Source organism: Shewanella colwelliana ATCC 39565, from assembly GCF_000518705.1.
Taxonomy (GTDB): domain Bacteria; phylum Pseudomonadota; class Gammaproteobacteria; order Enterobacterales; family Shewanellaceae; genus Shewanella; species Shewanella colwelliana.
Genome location: NZ_JAEC01000007.1, coordinates 186,706 through 201,422, shown reverse-complemented (window position 1 = coordinate 201,422; position 14,717 = coordinate 186,706). Strand labels below are relative to the sequence as shown.

17 protein-coding genes are annotated in these 14,717 nt (G+C 46.1%); 9 read left to right on the top strand and 8 right to left on the bottom strand.

Annotated features, from left to right (window positions below):
* The first annotated feature begins 4 nt into the window (after positions 1–4).
* Both L876_RS0105555 and rsmS read left to right on the top strand, forming a co-directional pair.
* The gene (locus L876_RS0105555) at positions 5–400 is read left to right on the top strand and encodes a hypothetical protein (RefSeq protein WP_028762889.1); all 396 of its coding nucleotides are present in this window, start codon (positions 5–7) and stop codon (positions 398–400) included.
* A 601-nt stretch (positions 401–1,001) separates the two neighbouring features.
* On the top strand, positions 1,002–1,184 hold the full coding sequence (gene rsmS / locus L876_RS21165) for a pleiotropic regulatory protein RsmS (protein ID WP_037428052.1): 183 nt from the start codon (positions 1,002–1,004) through the stop codon (positions 1,182–1,184).
* A gap of 123 nt (positions 1,185–1,307) precedes the next feature.
* Here rsmS and L876_RS0105545 read toward each other — a convergent pair whose 3' ends face one another.
* Together L876_RS0105545 and L876_RS0105540 are read right to left on the bottom strand one after the other, a co-directional pair.
* Positions 1,308–3,131, bottom strand: coding sequence for a S8 family serine peptidase (locus L876_RS0105545; protein ID WP_028762888.1), 1,824 nt, complete (start codon positions 3,129–3,131; stop codon positions 1,308–1,310).
* Positions 3,132–3,424: 293 nt separating this feature from the next.
* Positions 3,425–4,174, bottom strand: coding sequence for a type 2 periplasmic-binding domain-containing protein (locus L876_RS0105540; protein WP_028762887.1), 750 nt, complete (start codon positions 4,172–4,174; stop codon positions 3,425–3,427).
* 195 nt (positions 4,175–4,369) lie between these two features.
* Here L876_RS0105540 and L876_RS0105535 point away from each other — a divergent pair, with 195 nt between their 5' ends.
* From L876_RS0105535 to L876_RS0105520, 4 genes are read left to right on the top strand one after another with little or no spacing between them, the layout of a single operon-like run.
* Positions 4,370–4,621 carry a hypothetical protein gene (locus L876_RS0105535; RefSeq protein ID WP_028762886.1) on the top strand — a complete coding sequence of 84 codons (252 nt, stop codon included), beginning with the start codon at positions 4,370–4,372 and terminating at the stop codon, positions 4,619–4,621.
* A 12-nt stretch (positions 4,622–4,633) separates the two neighbouring features.
* The gene (locus L876_RS21160; protein ID WP_051412945.1) at positions 4,634–5,323 is read left to right on the top strand and encodes a Rossmann-fold NAD(P)-binding domain-containing protein; all 690 of its coding nucleotides are present in this window, start codon (positions 4,634–4,636) and stop codon (positions 5,321–5,323) included.
* Between the two features lie 36 nt (positions 5,324–5,359).
* Positions 5,360–6,061: a tRNA (adenine(22)-N(1))-methyltransferase gene (locus L876_RS0105525; RefSeq protein ID WP_028762885.1), complete on the top strand. Its 702-nt coding sequence runs from the start codon at positions 5,360–5,362 to the stop codon at positions 6,059–6,061.
* A gap of 46 nt (positions 6,062–6,107) precedes the next feature.
* Positions 6,108–6,638 carry an NUDIX hydrolase gene (locus L876_RS0105520; protein WP_028762884.1) on the top strand — a complete coding sequence of 177 codons (531 nt, stop codon included), beginning with the start codon at positions 6,108–6,110 and terminating at the stop codon, positions 6,636–6,638.
* A gap of 51 nt (positions 6,639–6,689) precedes the next feature.
* On the opposite strand, the gene gltS is transcribed toward L876_RS0105520, so the two are convergent.
* From gltS to L876_RS0105500, 4 genes are all read right to left on the bottom strand, one after another.
* Positions 6,690–7,919: a sodium/glutamate symporter gene (gene gltS / locus L876_RS0105515; protein ID WP_028762883.1), complete on the bottom strand. Its 1,230-nt coding sequence runs from the start codon at positions 7,917–7,919 to the stop codon at positions 6,690–6,692.
* 170 nt (positions 7,920–8,089) lie between these two features.
* On the bottom strand, positions 8,090–9,004 hold the full coding sequence (locus tag L876_RS0105510) for a pseudouridine-5'-phosphate glycosidase (RefSeq protein ID WP_028762882.1): 915 nt from the start codon (positions 9,002–9,004) through the stop codon (positions 8,090–8,092).
* The gene (locus tag L876_RS0105505; protein ID WP_028762881.1) at positions 8,998–10,089 is read right to left on the bottom strand and encodes a PfkB family carbohydrate kinase; all 1,092 of its coding nucleotides are present in this window, start codon (positions 10,087–10,089) and stop codon (positions 8,998–9,000) included. Before L876_RS0105505 ends, L876_RS0105510 begins: the two co-directional genes overlap by 7 nt.
* Positions 10,090–10,459: 370 nt before the next feature.
* Positions 10,460–10,912: a YaiI/YqxD family protein gene (locus L876_RS0105500; protein WP_028762880.1), complete on the bottom strand. Its 453-nt coding sequence runs from the start codon at positions 10,910–10,912 to the stop codon at positions 10,460–10,462.
* 254 nt (positions 10,913–11,166) lie between these two features.
* On the opposite strand from L876_RS0105500, the gene L876_RS0105490 reads away from it, so the two are divergent.
* Together L876_RS0105490 and L876_RS0105485 are read left to right on the top strand one after the other, a co-directional pair.
* Positions 11,167–11,865, top strand: a complete 699-nt coding sequence (locus L876_RS0105490; protein ID WP_037428072.1) for a DUF2461 domain-containing protein — start codon at positions 11,167–11,169, stop codon at positions 11,863–11,865.
* A gap of 46 nt (positions 11,866–11,911) precedes the next feature.
* Positions 11,912–12,727, top strand: a complete 816-nt coding sequence (locus L876_RS0105485; RefSeq protein ID WP_051412953.1) for an SPFH domain-containing protein — start codon at positions 11,912–11,914, stop codon at positions 12,725–12,727.
* 13 nt (positions 12,728–12,740) lie between these two features.
* On the opposite strand, the gene L876_RS0105480 is transcribed toward L876_RS0105485, so the two are convergent.
* Positions 12,741–13,325, bottom strand: coding sequence for a TetR/AcrR family transcriptional regulator (locus tag L876_RS0105480; protein WP_028762877.1), 585 nt, complete (start codon positions 13,323–13,325; stop codon positions 12,741–12,743).
* Between the two features lie 161 nt (positions 13,326–13,486).
* Between L876_RS0105480 and L876_RS0105475 the strand changes: the two genes are divergently transcribed.
* A complete protein-coding gene (locus L876_RS0105475) occupies positions 13,487–14,107 on the top strand; it encodes a glutathione S-transferase (protein WP_028762876.1) in 621 nt (206 codons plus the stop codon).
* Between the two features lie 79 nt (positions 14,108–14,186).
* Here the strand turns inward: L876_RS0105475 and L876_RS0105470 are convergent, their stop codons facing one another.
* A complete protein-coding gene (locus L876_RS0105470) occupies positions 14,187–14,573 on the bottom strand; it encodes a carboxymuconolactone decarboxylase family protein (RefSeq protein WP_028762875.1) in 387 nt (128 codons plus the stop codon).
* Between the last annotated feature and the right edge of the window lie 144 nt (positions 14,574–14,717).

The window sequence follows — 14,717 nt, the reverse complement described above, 5'->3', positions numbered from 1 at the left end:
ACTTATGATGACACTGCATCGAGTAAAGACACTGCTAAGCCTGACCCCATTACTGATAATGGGGTGTAGCCTGCAAGCCGACGATAGCCAGCAGTCTGCACCGTTACCGGCATTGGTCAGTGAACCGAGCGCAGCGAGTATTGCAGAGCTAGAAACGGCAATTGCAGACTTACTGAAGATGGATCGCGTAACCATTGCCGATGATGCGTTTACCCGCAGCAGCCGTCTCTCACTTGAACGCGCGCCCCATACAGACCCTAACGGCCAGTTGCTCATGGGGCGTAATTTTGAGCTACCACAAACGGTGCAGCTATGGATAAGTGATAAGACCTGCTTTATCGCCACTGCTGACAACCAGCGCAGCGCGCCGCTCGCCCATACCCAATGTGAGCAAGAGTAGTACACACTGGCACAGACTCATTTGGCGATGAGTCTGATGCCATCTAGCCGCCATGGCAGACTTCGCTGTCCACCAGGCTAACCACTCTGAGAGTTAACTGCACTGGGCTTCACTGGCCAGCTAAAGCTCAATTGATTTTGAACAAAAATAAGTTGACCTTCGAATGAAGGTGTTGGCATTTTTGGCTTATAACATTTGACGAAGTTGTTTTTATTTATTGATGGTAGCGTTAACCTTCATGGCAACCAATTGCCTGCAGCATGCCTTTCGTGTAGGTATTTCGGTGGAACGCTGCAAGTATATCCCTATACGCACGACGGTGGCATCTGACGTGAATGGATTCACAAATGCCGCGATGATATGGATGTCAGAGAGCGGCCATGCGGTAATCCCCACCGCCATACCTACACCGACTTATATTTCTCTCCGATTTAGCCTTGTTCGTATCACTTGGCAATCAAAAGTTAAATCGTTTTTGGACAAAAACACGTTAGAGTATCGAGTCTCTGGCGAGTAACTTAGTGGCGATTCAAAGTGAGCAAGTCACTTGTTCATGCTGGTGAGCTGTGTAAAAATCGACGCGATAGAAATAGAGGACGATATGACACAGCAATCAGATAACAGCGAAACCGCGGATAGTGGTCTTAATCAAGCAAGCGATGAAGTTAAGTTAGCCGTTGATCTCATTTACCTGCTAGAAACCCACGGTATAGCCCCCGCCGTCGCACTGGCAGCATTAGAGATTGTTGAACGCGATCTACAATCGAAATTAAGCAAAGGCTGACGACGAACACTTTAACAGCTCCTATGAACCGCGAAGTTCACACGCATAAGCATTAAAAAACGCAGCCTAGGCTGCGTTTTTTCATTTGCCACTCAACATAAGTGTGCGGCTAACCATCTTGATTTAGAAGACAACAGTCACATCAGCAGTACAGGTCGAAGTCCCAGCATCACACGCTTTGTAAGTGTAAGTTCCGCCGCCTTTACCGCTAATGGTATCGGTATAGGTGGTGCTCGCTGAAGTCGTGGCAATCTTACTGCTGTTGCGGTAAACATCAACACTTGCACCCGCTGCGCCAGAGAAGGTTAAATCAACCATCTTCACACCCTTACTTTTATACCCATTAGCAGAAATAGAGAAATCACCACCGGTTCCACCGCCATTGTCGCCACCCGCACAACCATTGGCCGTTAGGTACGCATCAGCCGCAGCCGCCTGAACAATGCCGTAACCGAAGTAGACATCATTACCTGCTGCACCGCCATCAAGAGCGGTTGCTTTAAGCGCTTCACAGATCTCGCTACCTGTACATTCGTTATGGTTAGACCAAACTAAGGCTGCAATACCCGATACCGCTGGGGTTGCCATTGAAGTACCGCTCATAAAGCCATAATCAGATGCACCAATATCAATAGTCGCACTTGATGCTGCAAGCAGTGTTGCTTGATCTTCCTGCGCGGCGCCCACAGCTGGAATACTCGTTGCATTGGTATCGCCTAAGGTGCCATACAACATGCCTGGCTCATTATTAACTATGATAGCCCCGATACCGCCAGAGTTTTCACAGTTAGCCACTTTGTCATGGAAAGAGATAACGCCGCGGTCGATTAAACACACATTGCCATTAGCACCAGCATCTGTGCCCTCGGCTGTGCCCATGTAATACAGAGTCCCACTTACCGTACCTGCGTTTTCCATAGCGCTGCTGGCAAAGTATGCCCCATCTGCAACTAAGCTCGATGAAGTCGCCATACCTGCTGGATAGGTCGATAACGTATCAACACCACCCGCTGTCACCTCAACACAGCTATACTCATCTGCTGTCGCACGCTTACCACGGCCTGAAATACAAGATGGGAACTGTGAGAAGTCTGCAATGTTGTTGTTCGCATCGTTTGCACCAACCATCATGACTGATGGATAGCCTGCTGGGTAAGAGCGTACGTTGTTACCGTCGTTACCTGCTGCGGCAACCACTAAGCCACCCGCATCAACAAATGATTGAAATGCATTAGATTCAATAGAGTTTGAACCGCCGCCACCTAAACTCATGCTAATGATGTTAGCACCAGCAGCACTACATAAGTTTGTCGCATGGGCTAAATCAGACGAGTAACCCCAGCCTTCGGCATTGAATACTTTAATAATATGCATATCGACGCCAGGCGCCATACCCACAACACCTATATTGTTGTCAGCAGCGCCAATCGTACCCGCAACGTGAGTGCCGTGTGGACCACCGTTCTCGTTCCAGTTACCGGTACCCGAATCGTTGTCGCCAGTAATGTTATTCCATACAAAATCTTGGTTTGAAGCATCTAAGCCTGAATCGATCACACAAACTTTCATGCCTGCAGCGCTATTAAAGTTAACTTGATCAGCTTGTGATTGAAATACAGCGTAAGGTGTTATCTGATTGCTTGGGTCTGCATCTTTAGTATCGCTAAAGCCCATTAGATGACGACGCTGGTCAGCTTCGACTAGCTTAACGTGAGGATTGTTAAGTAAGCCCTTAACTGTTGCTAGGTCCTTACCACTAAAAGTTGCGGCGATAAACCCATTGCCATCAACATGAACTTGAGCACCTAATTTTTTGGCCAGTGCTTTAACCACACCTTTTTTGCCATTTTCAACCTGAATGACATAACGATCATCGTCAGCAAAAGCTTGTGTTGAGATGCCAACGCTTAACGCCATTACTGCACTTGCCAATTTGGTTAACTTCATAAAAGTCTCTCCATTATATTTTTTATGTTTAGAGTTATTTATTTTGATTTTCATCTGCAAATGCCACGATACATCTAACTTCCTTTGCGACCATTTTTGGCGTTTGCGACTACACAACAAGAGAAAACCTACCACAGCAACCATAAGGCAACAAGCATTTAACAAAAATTAAACATATGTTGCACAGGCGTACATATTAAGCCTAGATTGAAAATGAGGTTGGATTAGATGACACTGAGTCGAGCACTATGGCACGTCAGGTTGATAAAAGCGTCGCTGAACCTACAGGGCAATTACTGGATGCCCTGTCCTCGTTGGGTAAGCACTTGGTGAGCTTTTAAAGCTTGCTCACAAGAAAGATTCAGCCAAATTCCCATGGGGAGTGCGCGAAACAGATTCTGTGAAAATTGATAATCATTGGTATCTAAGCCAAGCTCATTAAGTATGATGGCTCCCGATACATTATCGGCAAACGCATAATCGACTCTCCCTTTAGCCAAGAGTTGCAAGCCCTGCCTTACCGATTCAACATTAAAGATAACCAACCCTGCGTTGGTCATATCTAACCCAATACCATCTCTCGCAACTGCGCGCAGATAGGCCACTTGCGATCCACTTAGCTCCCTTAAGTCATCCCAACGAAACGGGCCTTCTTGACGCTTACGATATAACCCAAGCTTAATAGGTTGCTCTGCTAATGGAATATTGACCAATTGCTCGGAGGCTTCTTTCGGCGGGTAAAAACTGGCACACCAGTGCCCGGTACGGATTAATTTGTGCGCTCTTGCTGTTGAGTAGATGTCGGGGTTTACCCTTAACTCACTGTCGGACAGTGCCTGTTGTAACAGTCTAAAAGCAATACCGTTGTCCCCCTCGATGTTCTCTGTAGTAAATGGCGGATAGTCAATGGCAATAACCTTTAGTTCCGCCTTAGCAGCCACGAGCGCGGAAGGCGCGATTAACGCACCAAGGCAAATAAATGCGGCAACATAGCCCATTGGATGACCCATGGTATTAAACGTCCATTGATTATTGATATTCATCTTTGTAAAGCATAGCAGCAGTTATGCCGTCTGTGGCAAAACGGAAATTGGGGCTACCTCCCCCCTAAAGCTCCACTTGCTGATGAATTAATAAGCAACTCGGGTGGAAATTATTGATCTCCCCTTAGAATCCCTGTTGCCTGCCAGCAACACTGATATACTAACGACATCATGTGTATTACAGCGACCTAAACAATGACAGATAGCGCAGCCAACAAAACCCAAAAACTAGACTTTTCCGCCATCAATAAAACCACAGCTAAATCATTTAATGATCAGAAAAACCTGATTAAGCGCTTATTCAAAGGTAACACCGTCATGTGTGAGACATGTCACCAACCCCTGCATTTGGTTGTGCCCACAGAAAAAGCACAAACAGGCCAATATGGAGTATTTTGCAAAAAAGGGTGTACTGATATCCAACTTGAAATGGATCTGATTATTTAACGAGTACGTGAGATGAATGCTGCCATCATTGGCGCAACCGGACTGGTTGGCCAACACTTATTGCAAAAACTGATTGATTGCGGTCGCTACCGTCATATTTGGGTGCTTGGCAGAACGCCGCCAGCACTGATCCACCCAAGCCTAGTATTTACCGCGACTAGGCTAAATCAATTACCTCTGTTAACGCCGCCCTTTGCTATTGACCATAGCTTTTGCACGTTAGGCACCACCATTAAACAAGCGGGCAGCCAAGCAGCTTTTGTTGCAGTCGATCAGCGGGGCGCAATCGACTTCGTCACCTTGTGCGACGCAAAATACAGCGCCGTGGTAACCGCCTTAGGTGCCGATGCCAATAGCAAGGTGTTCTATAACCGCGTTAAAGGAGAGACTGAAGTTGCACTGCAGCAGTGGGCCCATGACGGCCAAAAACAGCTGCAGTGCTTTCAGCCAAGTTTATTGTTAGGTAAACGCAAGCAGAGTCGCTTGGCCGAAGATATAGGCCAAACACTCCTGCCGCTACTCGCCCCTTTTATGTTTGGTCAGTGGGCAAAGTATCGCCCTATTCATGCTGTTCAAGTCGCCGAGGCCATTGTGCACTTTAGTGCTAATATCCATACCGGTAGCGGCTCCTACGCAACAACCATAGATAACGCTGCCATGCTGGCATTAGCCAACGCAAACACCTGCAAGCCTACCCAGTAATTTTAGTGCCACACAGATTAACCAGAGTCCACACGATTGAAATTAAGTCAACGCTTACAGACTATCGCCAGCATGATAGAAGGCCGCTATAGCCATATTTGGGATTGCTGTTGCGATCATGGCTTGCTAGGTGCCACCTTGCTTAAACAAGGGCGATGCGATGCCATACATTTTGTCGATATTGTGCCATCTATCACCAATACCTTGATTGCAAAGCTTGAGCAGTTCTATCCCTTGACCGCTTTATCACAGCAAACATGGCATGTTCACTGTCACGACGTTCACAAGCTGCCTTTGGCACAATACCGCAGTCAGTCTCCTCAATTAGTGATTATTGCAGGAGTGGGTGGTGAACTCACTGCAAGCTTTGTTAAGGCGATACAGCAACACGCCTTGGCTATCGGCCAAAGTGTGGAGTTTATTCTCTGCCCTGTTCACCATACCTATCAGTTAAGGGAAGCGCTCTCGTCGCTAACGCTAGGCTTAGTTAATGAGCACTTAATCACTGAAAACAAACGTTTCTACGAAGTACTGCACCTGTCGAGTGACGCCACAACGCCTGTTTCACTCGTGGGCGACAAAATATGGTCACACCACAATACCGACATCAACCAACACTACCTTACTCGGCTGCTGAACCATTATTGTCTCGCGATTAAAGGCGCTACAGATGAGACACACGCTGCCATACTTCGCGAGGCGATTAGTGCTTACCAAGCATTAACCCCTCAACAATAATTTACTTTTTGCGTATACTTGCGCCCTTTACCAAGCGATAGACTTCATGCGCCTATTAAAATCGACCATCCACCCTGCGCTCAATGCTGAGCACCGCCAAGCTCTTGTAGGGAGAGGGTTTCATCGCCAAGCTGCACGCGGCATTATTATTAAAGGCGAAGCGATCCTCATACTCTACACCGAGCGCTACCATGATTACAGTATTCCTGGCGGCGGAGTGGATGAAGGCGAAGATATTCGCCAAGGATTAATCCGTGAACTCGAAGAGGAAACTGGCGCGCACAATATTAATATTGTGGCAGAGTTTGGGCGCTATGAAGAGTTTCGTCCTTGGTACAAAGACAATTTTGACTTTGTACATATGGAGTCATTTTGCTTTGTGTGCACCATAGATGAAACACTCAAAGAGACGCGACTTGAAGCCCACGAGATTCAAAACGGCATGCGCCCTGTGTGGATAAATATCCATGATGCGATCCGTCACAATGAGCACACCATGGCCCATAGCGAGAAGAAAGGGATGTCGATAGAGCGCGAAACTTACTTGTTAAAGCAGATCATCCAACAACTATTATGATGTCAATAAGAGGGAGATGACTCTCCCTCTTAACGCCGCCCGTAAAAAACCTTAGAAATTAACAAACAGATTGATGATCATCGCGTTGATGATATCAATAAAGAACCCACACACCAGTGGCACAATAATAAAGGCTCGGTGCGCGGCGCCATATTGCTGTGTCACCGCCGTCATGTTGACAATCGCCGTGGCCGTTGAGCCTAATGTGACACCGCCAAAACCTGAACAGATCACTGCAGATTCATAATCTTTACCCATGGCACGAAACACCACAAAGATGGTAAAAACCACTGATATGACTACCTGTAAGCCCATTACCGTAGAGATATACAGCAAACTGCCTTCGAGCTCCCAGATTTTCAAGCTCATCAACGCCATGGTTAAAAACATCCCCAAACAGATATCTTGGATCAGCGTTAAGCCGCGACTCGCTTCAATAACATAGGCGCTTTTCTCTCGGCCTTTGTGCTCAAGATATAAGCGCCCAAGGTTACCAATGATAATACCCGCCAGCAAACAGCTCACAAACATGGGTAACTTAAGCCCTAGTTCGGCTAATCCAATATCAATGAAATAGCCCATAATAAGCGTAACATTGAGCCACAACCAGGCCCGCAATACACCAAAGTAATCAACCTGTAGATGCTGGCTACTCTCTTGATGACTGGTACCGATATCGAGCTCATCATTACCGCTGGCTTTAAGGTTGTGACGTTTCATTAAATACGCTGCAATGGGACCACCAATCACACACGCCGCAATTAAACCTAGGGTGTTGGATGCAATCCCCAACTCGGCCGCATTGGCAATCCCCAACTCCTCAACAAATGTAGGCGTCCAGGCCATTGCGGTTCCCACACCTCCAATGAGCGCTATTGACCCAGACATTAATCCCGCCTTGGGATCGAGGCCAAACAGGGTTGCAACACTAACGCCCATAACGTTTTGAATAAAGATAAAGCTTGAAGAGAGCAACAATAGAATCAATAAAGGCTTACCGCCCTTTAATAGGGTAGCTATATCAGCTTTAAGCCCAATACCGGCAAAAAAGTACAACAGCAAAATATCACGAACATCGAGATTAAATTCGACCTGCAGGTCAAACCCGTAGTAAAGGATGCCGACTATCGCCGCACAGGCAAAGCCACCCACGACGGGCTCAGGAATACTGTACTTACGCAGCAATTCATAACGAGAAATAATATGCTTACCGATAAATAGCGCAATAATCGCTAAGGTAAAAGAGACGAAATCTTTAATTTCAATGACTTGGGGATCCATATTGAGTCCTGGCACAACAATTTACAAAATGATAACAAAATTACAGAAAAATAACGACCAAAGACTTGATTAGATTACTAATTTTAAAGGTTAGTTTAAAAAAGTGCTTACGATAAACAAAAATAGCGCCCTGAGGCGCTATTTTAGAAAGCAATTAAACATTAATCTCGTTAACTATGGTATTCACAGGCGATTTGCGCGGCCAACTTGGCATTATTAAATACCAGCTCAATGTTCGCAGCTAAGCTACTACCTTCGGTTTTTTCAGCCACTTTGGCTAACAGGAATGGCGTTGAGGCTTTACCAGAAATCCCATTACTGTCCATCTCGGCAACCGCATCTTTAATCACCTGATCGATCATCGCTTTGTCCAATGCGAACTGAGCAGGAATAGGATTGGCAACCACCACACCGCCTTTCAAGCCCATCTGCCATTTTGCCGCCATTGCCGCCGCAATCTGCTTTGGCTCATCCAAACGGTAATCAACACCAAAGTCACTCTCACACGTGTAGAACGCGGGCAAGGTATCAGTTCGATAACCGACCACTGGCACGCCTTGGGTTTCTAAATACTCAAGGGTTAAACCAATATCCAATATCGATTTAGCACCAGCGCACACTACGGCAACATCTGTATTAGCCAGCTCTTGTAGATCAGCTGAGATATCAAAGGTTTGCTGCGCTCCACGGTGCACACCACCAATACCACCAGTAGCAAACACTTTAATACCTGCCATGTCCGCTAAAATCATGGTCGAGGCCACTGTGGTTGCGCCATCGGCTTGCTTGGCCACAATAAACGGAATATCACGGCGGCTAGTTTTAATGACCGCTTGGCCCGCTTTACCTAAATACTCAATCTCGTCATGGGTCATGCCCACCTTGAGTCGACCTTTTAAGATAGCAATCGTCGCAGGAATGGCGCCATTGTCACGGATGATCTGTTCAACTTTACGTGCCGTTTCAACATTTTGTGGGTACGGCATGCCGTGGGAAATAATGGTTGATTCCAATGCCACAACAGGTTGTCCGGCATCCAGCGCCGCTTTAACTTCAGGGTTGATATCTAGGTACTGCGCTAACATAGAGACTCCTTGATAACTCGATTAACAGATATTTCAGACATATTTGGATTGATAGTCGCCAGATCAGACAAGGCAACAACAGCCGCCGCCATGGCAAACTCGGTTGACTTTCTGGTCGGCCAATCTTGAATAAAACCGTGTGCAAGCCCAGCAAGAAAAGCATCCCCTGCACCATTGGCATTTACCATGGCAACTGGCATTGCAGGAATTAAGGCTTGTTCATTGGGTTCGCTATAGAAGACACCGTCGGCACCTAAGCTTAAAAAGATCCGCTCAACCCCTTGGTTATGAAACCAGTTGGCTAAACCCGGAAGCTCGCTGTAGTTTTCGATAACCATGCCTGAGAGCTGTTCAGCTTCTTTAAGGTTGGGCTTTAGCGTATGGATAGCGTTGAGGTAAGGTTTTAGCTTGGTGGCTTTAGCGCAAGAAACGGTATCAACAAACAGAGGGATCTCGGCGTAATTACTTAAGAGATACGCTAACGCGGCTTCTGAAAGATTGGCATCAACAATAATCAACTCGGCACGCTTTAACATCGCTTGTTGAGATTTCAGCACGTCGACACTGAGTCGCTCTAAAATCGCCATGTCATTAATTGCGACATGCATATCACTGTCACCGTCTAGCACTGACAGGTAGGTTGAGGTTAACGCATCGTTAAGTTGTAACGTGTTCTTCATATCGATGCCAGCACGTTGGCAATGCTCGATAATTTGTTGCCCGTAAGCATCTTTACCCACTGCCGTGACCAAACGGGTATCGGAACCTAATCTAGCGAGGTTTTCAGCAATGTTGCGTCCGACACCGCCAGGTGAACAACTGACGCTACCAGGGTTTGAGTCACCAACTCTAAGATTTGCCGCAGGTCTACCGAGAATATCCATGTTGGCGCCGCCAATAACCACCGCATAACGGTTTTCCGCTAAGATATAGCCCTTGCCGCGAATTACGCCTTTGTTGGTTAAGTTCATGATATGTCCCGCTACCGCAGAGCGACTAATACCTAGCTTGTCGGCTAAGTCTTGCTGAGCGATTAACGGGTCTTGCTTGAGTAGTGCTAAGATTTCTAATTCACGTTCAGTCATTTGAGCGATCTCTATAAGAATTAAACAAACAAATGTTTGCACACCAAACTTTTGTTCAAACTAATCCAGATTATCTAAACGCGCAACCCAAACTGCCCCCTCGACAGCTCATTATGTGATCGCGATCGCCATCGAGCTAAAAGAAGTTGTGCTAGATCACAAAAAATCTCGCAGTCAAAATGATGAAACACAAAAGTGTTGAGGTGATAAGCAGGCTAATAGACTGCTTAGAATAGAAAAATGACATACAGTTACTGAAATGATGAAGCGAGTGCAGGAACGCAAAAAGGTGCAATGCGCTCCTTTTTGCTTAGACTATCTAAAACTGGTACTGCAGCATGTAATGGCCGCAAGTGACTAACGCCTAGAATTAGCGTTTGTGATGTTTAGTGATGAACCTGTCTAATTGGTTACCAAAGGCTTGCTTCTCACTTTGACCTATCGCTGCGGGCCCACCCGTTTGCACGCCGCTGGCTCGCATAGTGTCCATGAAATCACGCATATTAAGAATCGATTTAATATTTTGCGTGGTATATAACTCACCCCTTGGGTTGAGTGCAAAACCGCCTTTGTCGATAACCTCTGATGCCAATGGGATATCAGCGGTTATCACTAAATCTCCCACATCAAGACGTTTAACGATCTCATCATCGGCCACATCAAAGCCAGATGGCACTGTGACTAAATTGATAAAACGAGAGGGGGGAATGCGCATCACATGATTCGCCACCAAAGTGACCTCAACCTCAGCACGATCGGCAGCACGAAATAACATCTCTTTAATTACACCAGGACAGGCATCAGCATCGACCCAAATTTTCATTTTTCTTTCCTCTTACGGGCAACTATTGGCACTTAAGCGCGCCCTCATTATTGATGCACGGCTATGATATCAATAATAAAAATGCCAACGACTATAGCATTAAACACCATTTGACGATAGCCACCATCAGCCCTCCCCTTGTGCATAATGTACTCTTGTAAGCCAACAACAAAGATAGATTAGCAATGATTAACAATCTTCCCACAGGTATGATAGTTTTAGCCAACAATACTGGTTTCAATATTACGTCGATTATGAGCAAAAAAACCGCTAGTCAATCAGCTTTTAATGTCGATTGCCTGACTTTTTTACAGCAATTACAAGCCAACAACAGTCGCGATTGGTTTAAAGCAAATCAAGCCGAATATGAAGCTAAGGTACGCGCTCCTGCATTAGCGTTTATCGAAACGATGACCCCTTATATTCATCAGCTATCGCCAAGATTAACCTGCGTGGCCAAAAAGGTGGGGGGTAGCCTCATGCGCCCTCAACGTGATGCGCGTTTTAGCAAAGACAAAACACCCTACAAAATAAATGTTGGCATTCAGTTTCGCCACTTTCAGGGCAAAGATGTGCATGCGCCAGGTTTATATTTACATATCGCCAATGATGGTTGTTTCTTAGGGGCTGGGATTTGGCACCCCGACAGCCAAGCACTTAATCAAATTCGCACTTGCATCGATGACAACCCCAATGCCTATAAACAGGCATTAGCGCAACTCGCAGATGCGGGGTTTGCCATGGAGGGGGACTGTTTAATCAGGCCACCAAAAGGGTTCGATAAAGAACACCCTATGATTGATGAACTGAAACGCAAAGATTTTATCGCCATTAAACCGATCACCACAGAGCAATTGCTCGGTCAACATTTCGATACTTGGTGTGCCGAGCAATTTAAGGAGACCAACAAACTGATGGCCTACCTGTGCTTTGCCTTATCGCTCGACTATTAATAGAAAATAGGGATATTTTGTGAATAAACCACTAACACTTAAAACCATAATTAAACCTTTAGCGACTATCGTCACACTAACCATTACCAGTGCGGTTCTCACTGGCTGCACCAACCCAAACACTCCAGCGGGTGAAGAGGGCTATGTTTTTGAACAACCTCGCATTTTTGGTGTTGGAGGCTACCGTGGCAGCTTGATTGGGCCGAGTAATTACGGCGTTTCATTGTGGCGTAACGAGATCATTAACATAGATATGCGTCCAAATACCTATACTGAGAACTTTAAAATTTTGGCCAATGATGACCTTAACATTAGCTTTAACTTTCATGCAGTCCTCGCCATAAAATCAGGCTCAGTAAAAGAGGTGGTAGAAAAGTATGGCGCAGAAAACTGGTATATCCGCTTTGTTCGCGAAACCTTTAGAACCTTTGTGCGTGATGAAGTACAGCGCTACGACAGTGTCGCATTGAAGGAGAATCGCTCTAAAATTGCCGAATCAGTTGAAGTGAAGCTTAAAGAATACCTTAAAAGTTCGCCGTTTCAGTTAAGAAACGTGGTGATCGGCAACATCAACTATCCTGAAATTGTTGCCATTGCGGTAGAGAAGAAACTCGCCGCGCAGCAGCTGCTATCGGAGAAGGAAACCCAAAAAGAGATCGCGCAAAAAGATGCGGAGATCCGTATTGAAGAGGCCAAAGGTATTGCCGAGGCGCAAAAGATCATCAACACTACCCTCACACCAAACTACCTGCAGCATGAAGCAATTAATGCGCAGTTAAAAATGGCCGATTCGCCCAACCACACCACAGTGTATATTCCTGTTGGCACCAATGGTATTCCGCTGATTAAGGGGACCAAATAAAACGCTTAGCGTCTTATCTGCGTAGCCCGTCCAAGTAGCTCATCAGCACACGGCGGGCCTGCTCGATAAGTTGATATTGTTCAGCCTTACCCAGCACACGAATGCCCTGCAATTGCATGACTAAAAAGCTCGCCACCTCTTGCGTATTCAGGGCGCTAGATAACCGCCCACGGCGCTGTGCATCTGCCAACACCTGAGTAAAGGCTTGATGCAGACCATCAAATAACCGACCGCAAAGCTGCTGCACCACCTCATCTTTCAGGTATTTTTCCAGTATCGCATTTTGTAAAAAACAACCATAAGGCTGATCAACCTGCTGCGCAATAAACGCCGTAATATAATCCTTGATCGTATCCAAGTCTGCGTCATCAACAAGTAGTGGCGCTAATTTTGGCTGTGAGTAATGCGCTAAATAGTAGCTTAAAGACTCGCGGTACAGGCTCAACTTATCACCGAAACTGTTATACAAACTAAAACGATTAATCTTAAGGTGCGCCACAAGATCTGACACAGAGGTGTCGGCGTAGCCTTTTTGCCAAAATAGCTCCATCGCCGCTATTAGCTTGTCCTGTCTATCAAAATTACAACTTCTTGCCATAGATGATTTTACTCTTAGCTATTAAAAACCGATCAATACAAGGTTCTTGACCGAACGTTCCGATATGATTTAGATTCTATTCTAACCGAACGTTCAGATAAAGAAAAAGACACTATCTGAACCCAAATACTACAACTTTAACGAGAGCCAAAGAGGGATAGATGAAACTCTACGAATTAGCCATGACCCCCAGCGCCAGACGAGTCAATATCTTCCTTAATGAAATGGGAATAGAACTCGACCGCCAAAGCCTCAACCTGCGTGCAGGTGACAACCTCAGTGATGAGTTTAAAGCACTGAGCGTCAATGGTCGCATTCCAGTACTTGAGCTCGATGATGGTCAAACCCTTTGCGAATCCATCGCGATCTGCCGTTATTTCGATGAACTAATCCCAAGCGATCACTCGCTGTTTGGTCGCTCACCATTAGAGAAAGCGCAAGTAGAGATGTGGCAGCGCATCTGTGAGTTACAAGGCTTATTTATCGCGTTTCAAGCCTTTAGAAATATCACCAAAGTCTACCAAGACCGCGAGCGCTGTGTCGAAGCGTGGGGCGAAGAGTCGCGCCAACGTGTAATTGAGTTTTTACCCACACTTGAGAAACAGTTGAGTGAACACCCTTTCGTCGCGGGCCAGCATTTCTCCGTCGCCGACATCACCGCTTATGTGATGATGAGCTTTATTAAACACCTTGAGATCAGCCCTGATGATACCCAAATCAATTTAAGTAAGTGGCTGGCAACCATGGAGCAACGCCCCTCGGTACTAGCGGTCAACGGTTAACCCTCACCTTTGGCCATGATGTGAACTTATTGGAAAGCCTGAGAAATCGGCTTTCCCTTGGCTATTGGAAACTTTCCCGTTAGTCGGTTTCCTTTTTCCACGCTTCAATCGCTTCATTCGCAGCCCTAAAAGCCTCTACGCCTGATGGCATACCGCAATAAACCGTTGAATGCAGCAACACCTCTTGGATCTCTTCAATTGTGCAACCATTACGAAGTGCGCCCCTAACATGCCCTTTTAGCTCATTTGATGCCTTTAGCGCTGCCAAGGTAGCGATCGTGATCAGGCTGCGCGTTTGCTTTGAAATGCCCTCACGCACCCAAACCTCGCCCCAAGCATTTCTACTGACCAGTTCTTGCAGTGGTTGCGTGAAGTCAGTCGCCGATGCTAATGCTCTATCGACAAATTCATCCCCCATCACCTCGCGTCGTTTTGCGATACCGCGCTGAAACTTTTCGCTATCCATTACTGACTCCTTTCTAAAAACGACCAAAACTCAACCAATTCAGTTCACTGCATCAAATTTAAAGTAAACGCACTTATTTTACAAGGTGATAACAAATTAGATAATTAAACGAGTTGAAGGATGCCAAATGCGAAGAAGCGGGGG

What these genes read in the sequence shown, in the direction of transcription:
- L876_RS0105520 (WP_028762884.1), top strand. Translation starts at nt 6,108, where the DNA reads ATGCGCCTATTAAAATCGACCATCCACCCTGCGCTCAATGCTGAGCAC.
- L876_RS0105555 (WP_028762889.1), top strand. Translation starts at nt 5, where the DNA reads ATGATGACACTGCATCGAGTAAAGACACTGCTAAGCCTGACCCCATTA.
- L876_RS0105540 (WP_028762887.1), bottom strand. Translation starts at nt 4,174, where the DNA reads ATGAATATCAATAATCAATGGACGTTTAATACCATGGGTCATCCAATG.
- L876_RS21160 (WP_051412945.1), top strand. Translation starts at nt 4,634, where the DNA reads ATGAATGCTGCCATCATTGGCGCAACCGGACTGGTTGGCCAACACTTA.
- L876_RS0105480 (WP_028762877.1), bottom strand. Translation starts at nt 13,325, where the DNA reads ATGGCAAGAAGTTGTAATTTTGATAGACAGGACAAGCTAATAGCGGCG.
- L876_RS0105475 (WP_028762876.1), top strand. Translation starts at nt 13,487, where the DNA reads ATGAAACTCTACGAATTAGCCATGACCCCCAGCGCCAGACGAGTCAAT.
- gltS (WP_028762883.1), bottom strand. Translation starts at nt 7,919, where the DNA reads ATGGATCCCCAAGTCATTGAAATTAAAGATTTCGTCTCTTTTACCTTA.
- L876_RS0105545 (WP_028762888.1), bottom strand. Translation starts at nt 3,131, where the DNA reads ATGAAGTTAACCAAATTGGCAAGTGCAGTAATGGCGTTAAGCGTTGGC.
- L876_RS0105470 (WP_028762875.1), bottom strand. Translation starts at nt 14,573, where the DNA reads ATGGATAGCGAAAAGTTTCAGCGCGGTATCGCAAAACGACGCGAGGTG.
- L876_RS0105490 (WP_037428072.1), top strand. Translation starts at nt 11,167, where the DNA reads ATGAGCAAAAAAACCGCTAGTCAATCAGCTTTTAATGTCGATTGCCTG.
- L876_RS0105510 (WP_028762882.1), bottom strand. Translation starts at nt 9,004, where the DNA reads ATGTTAGCGCAGTACCTAGATATCAACCCTGAAGTTAAAGCGGCGCTG.
- rsmS (WP_037428052.1), top strand. Translation starts at nt 1,002, where the DNA reads ATGACACAGCAATCAGATAACAGCGAAACCGCGGATAGTGGTCTTAAT.
- L876_RS0105500 (WP_028762880.1), bottom strand. Translation starts at nt 10,912, where the DNA reads ATGAAAATTTGGGTCGATGCTGATGCCTGTCCTGGTGTAATTAAAGAG.
- L876_RS0105505 (WP_028762881.1), bottom strand. Translation starts at nt 10,089, where the DNA reads ATGACTGAACGTGAATTAGAAATCTTAGCACTACTCAAGCAAGACCCG.
- L876_RS0105535 (WP_028762886.1), top strand. Translation starts at nt 4,370, where the DNA reads ATGACAGATAGCGCAGCCAACAAAACCCAAAAACTAGACTTTTCCGCC.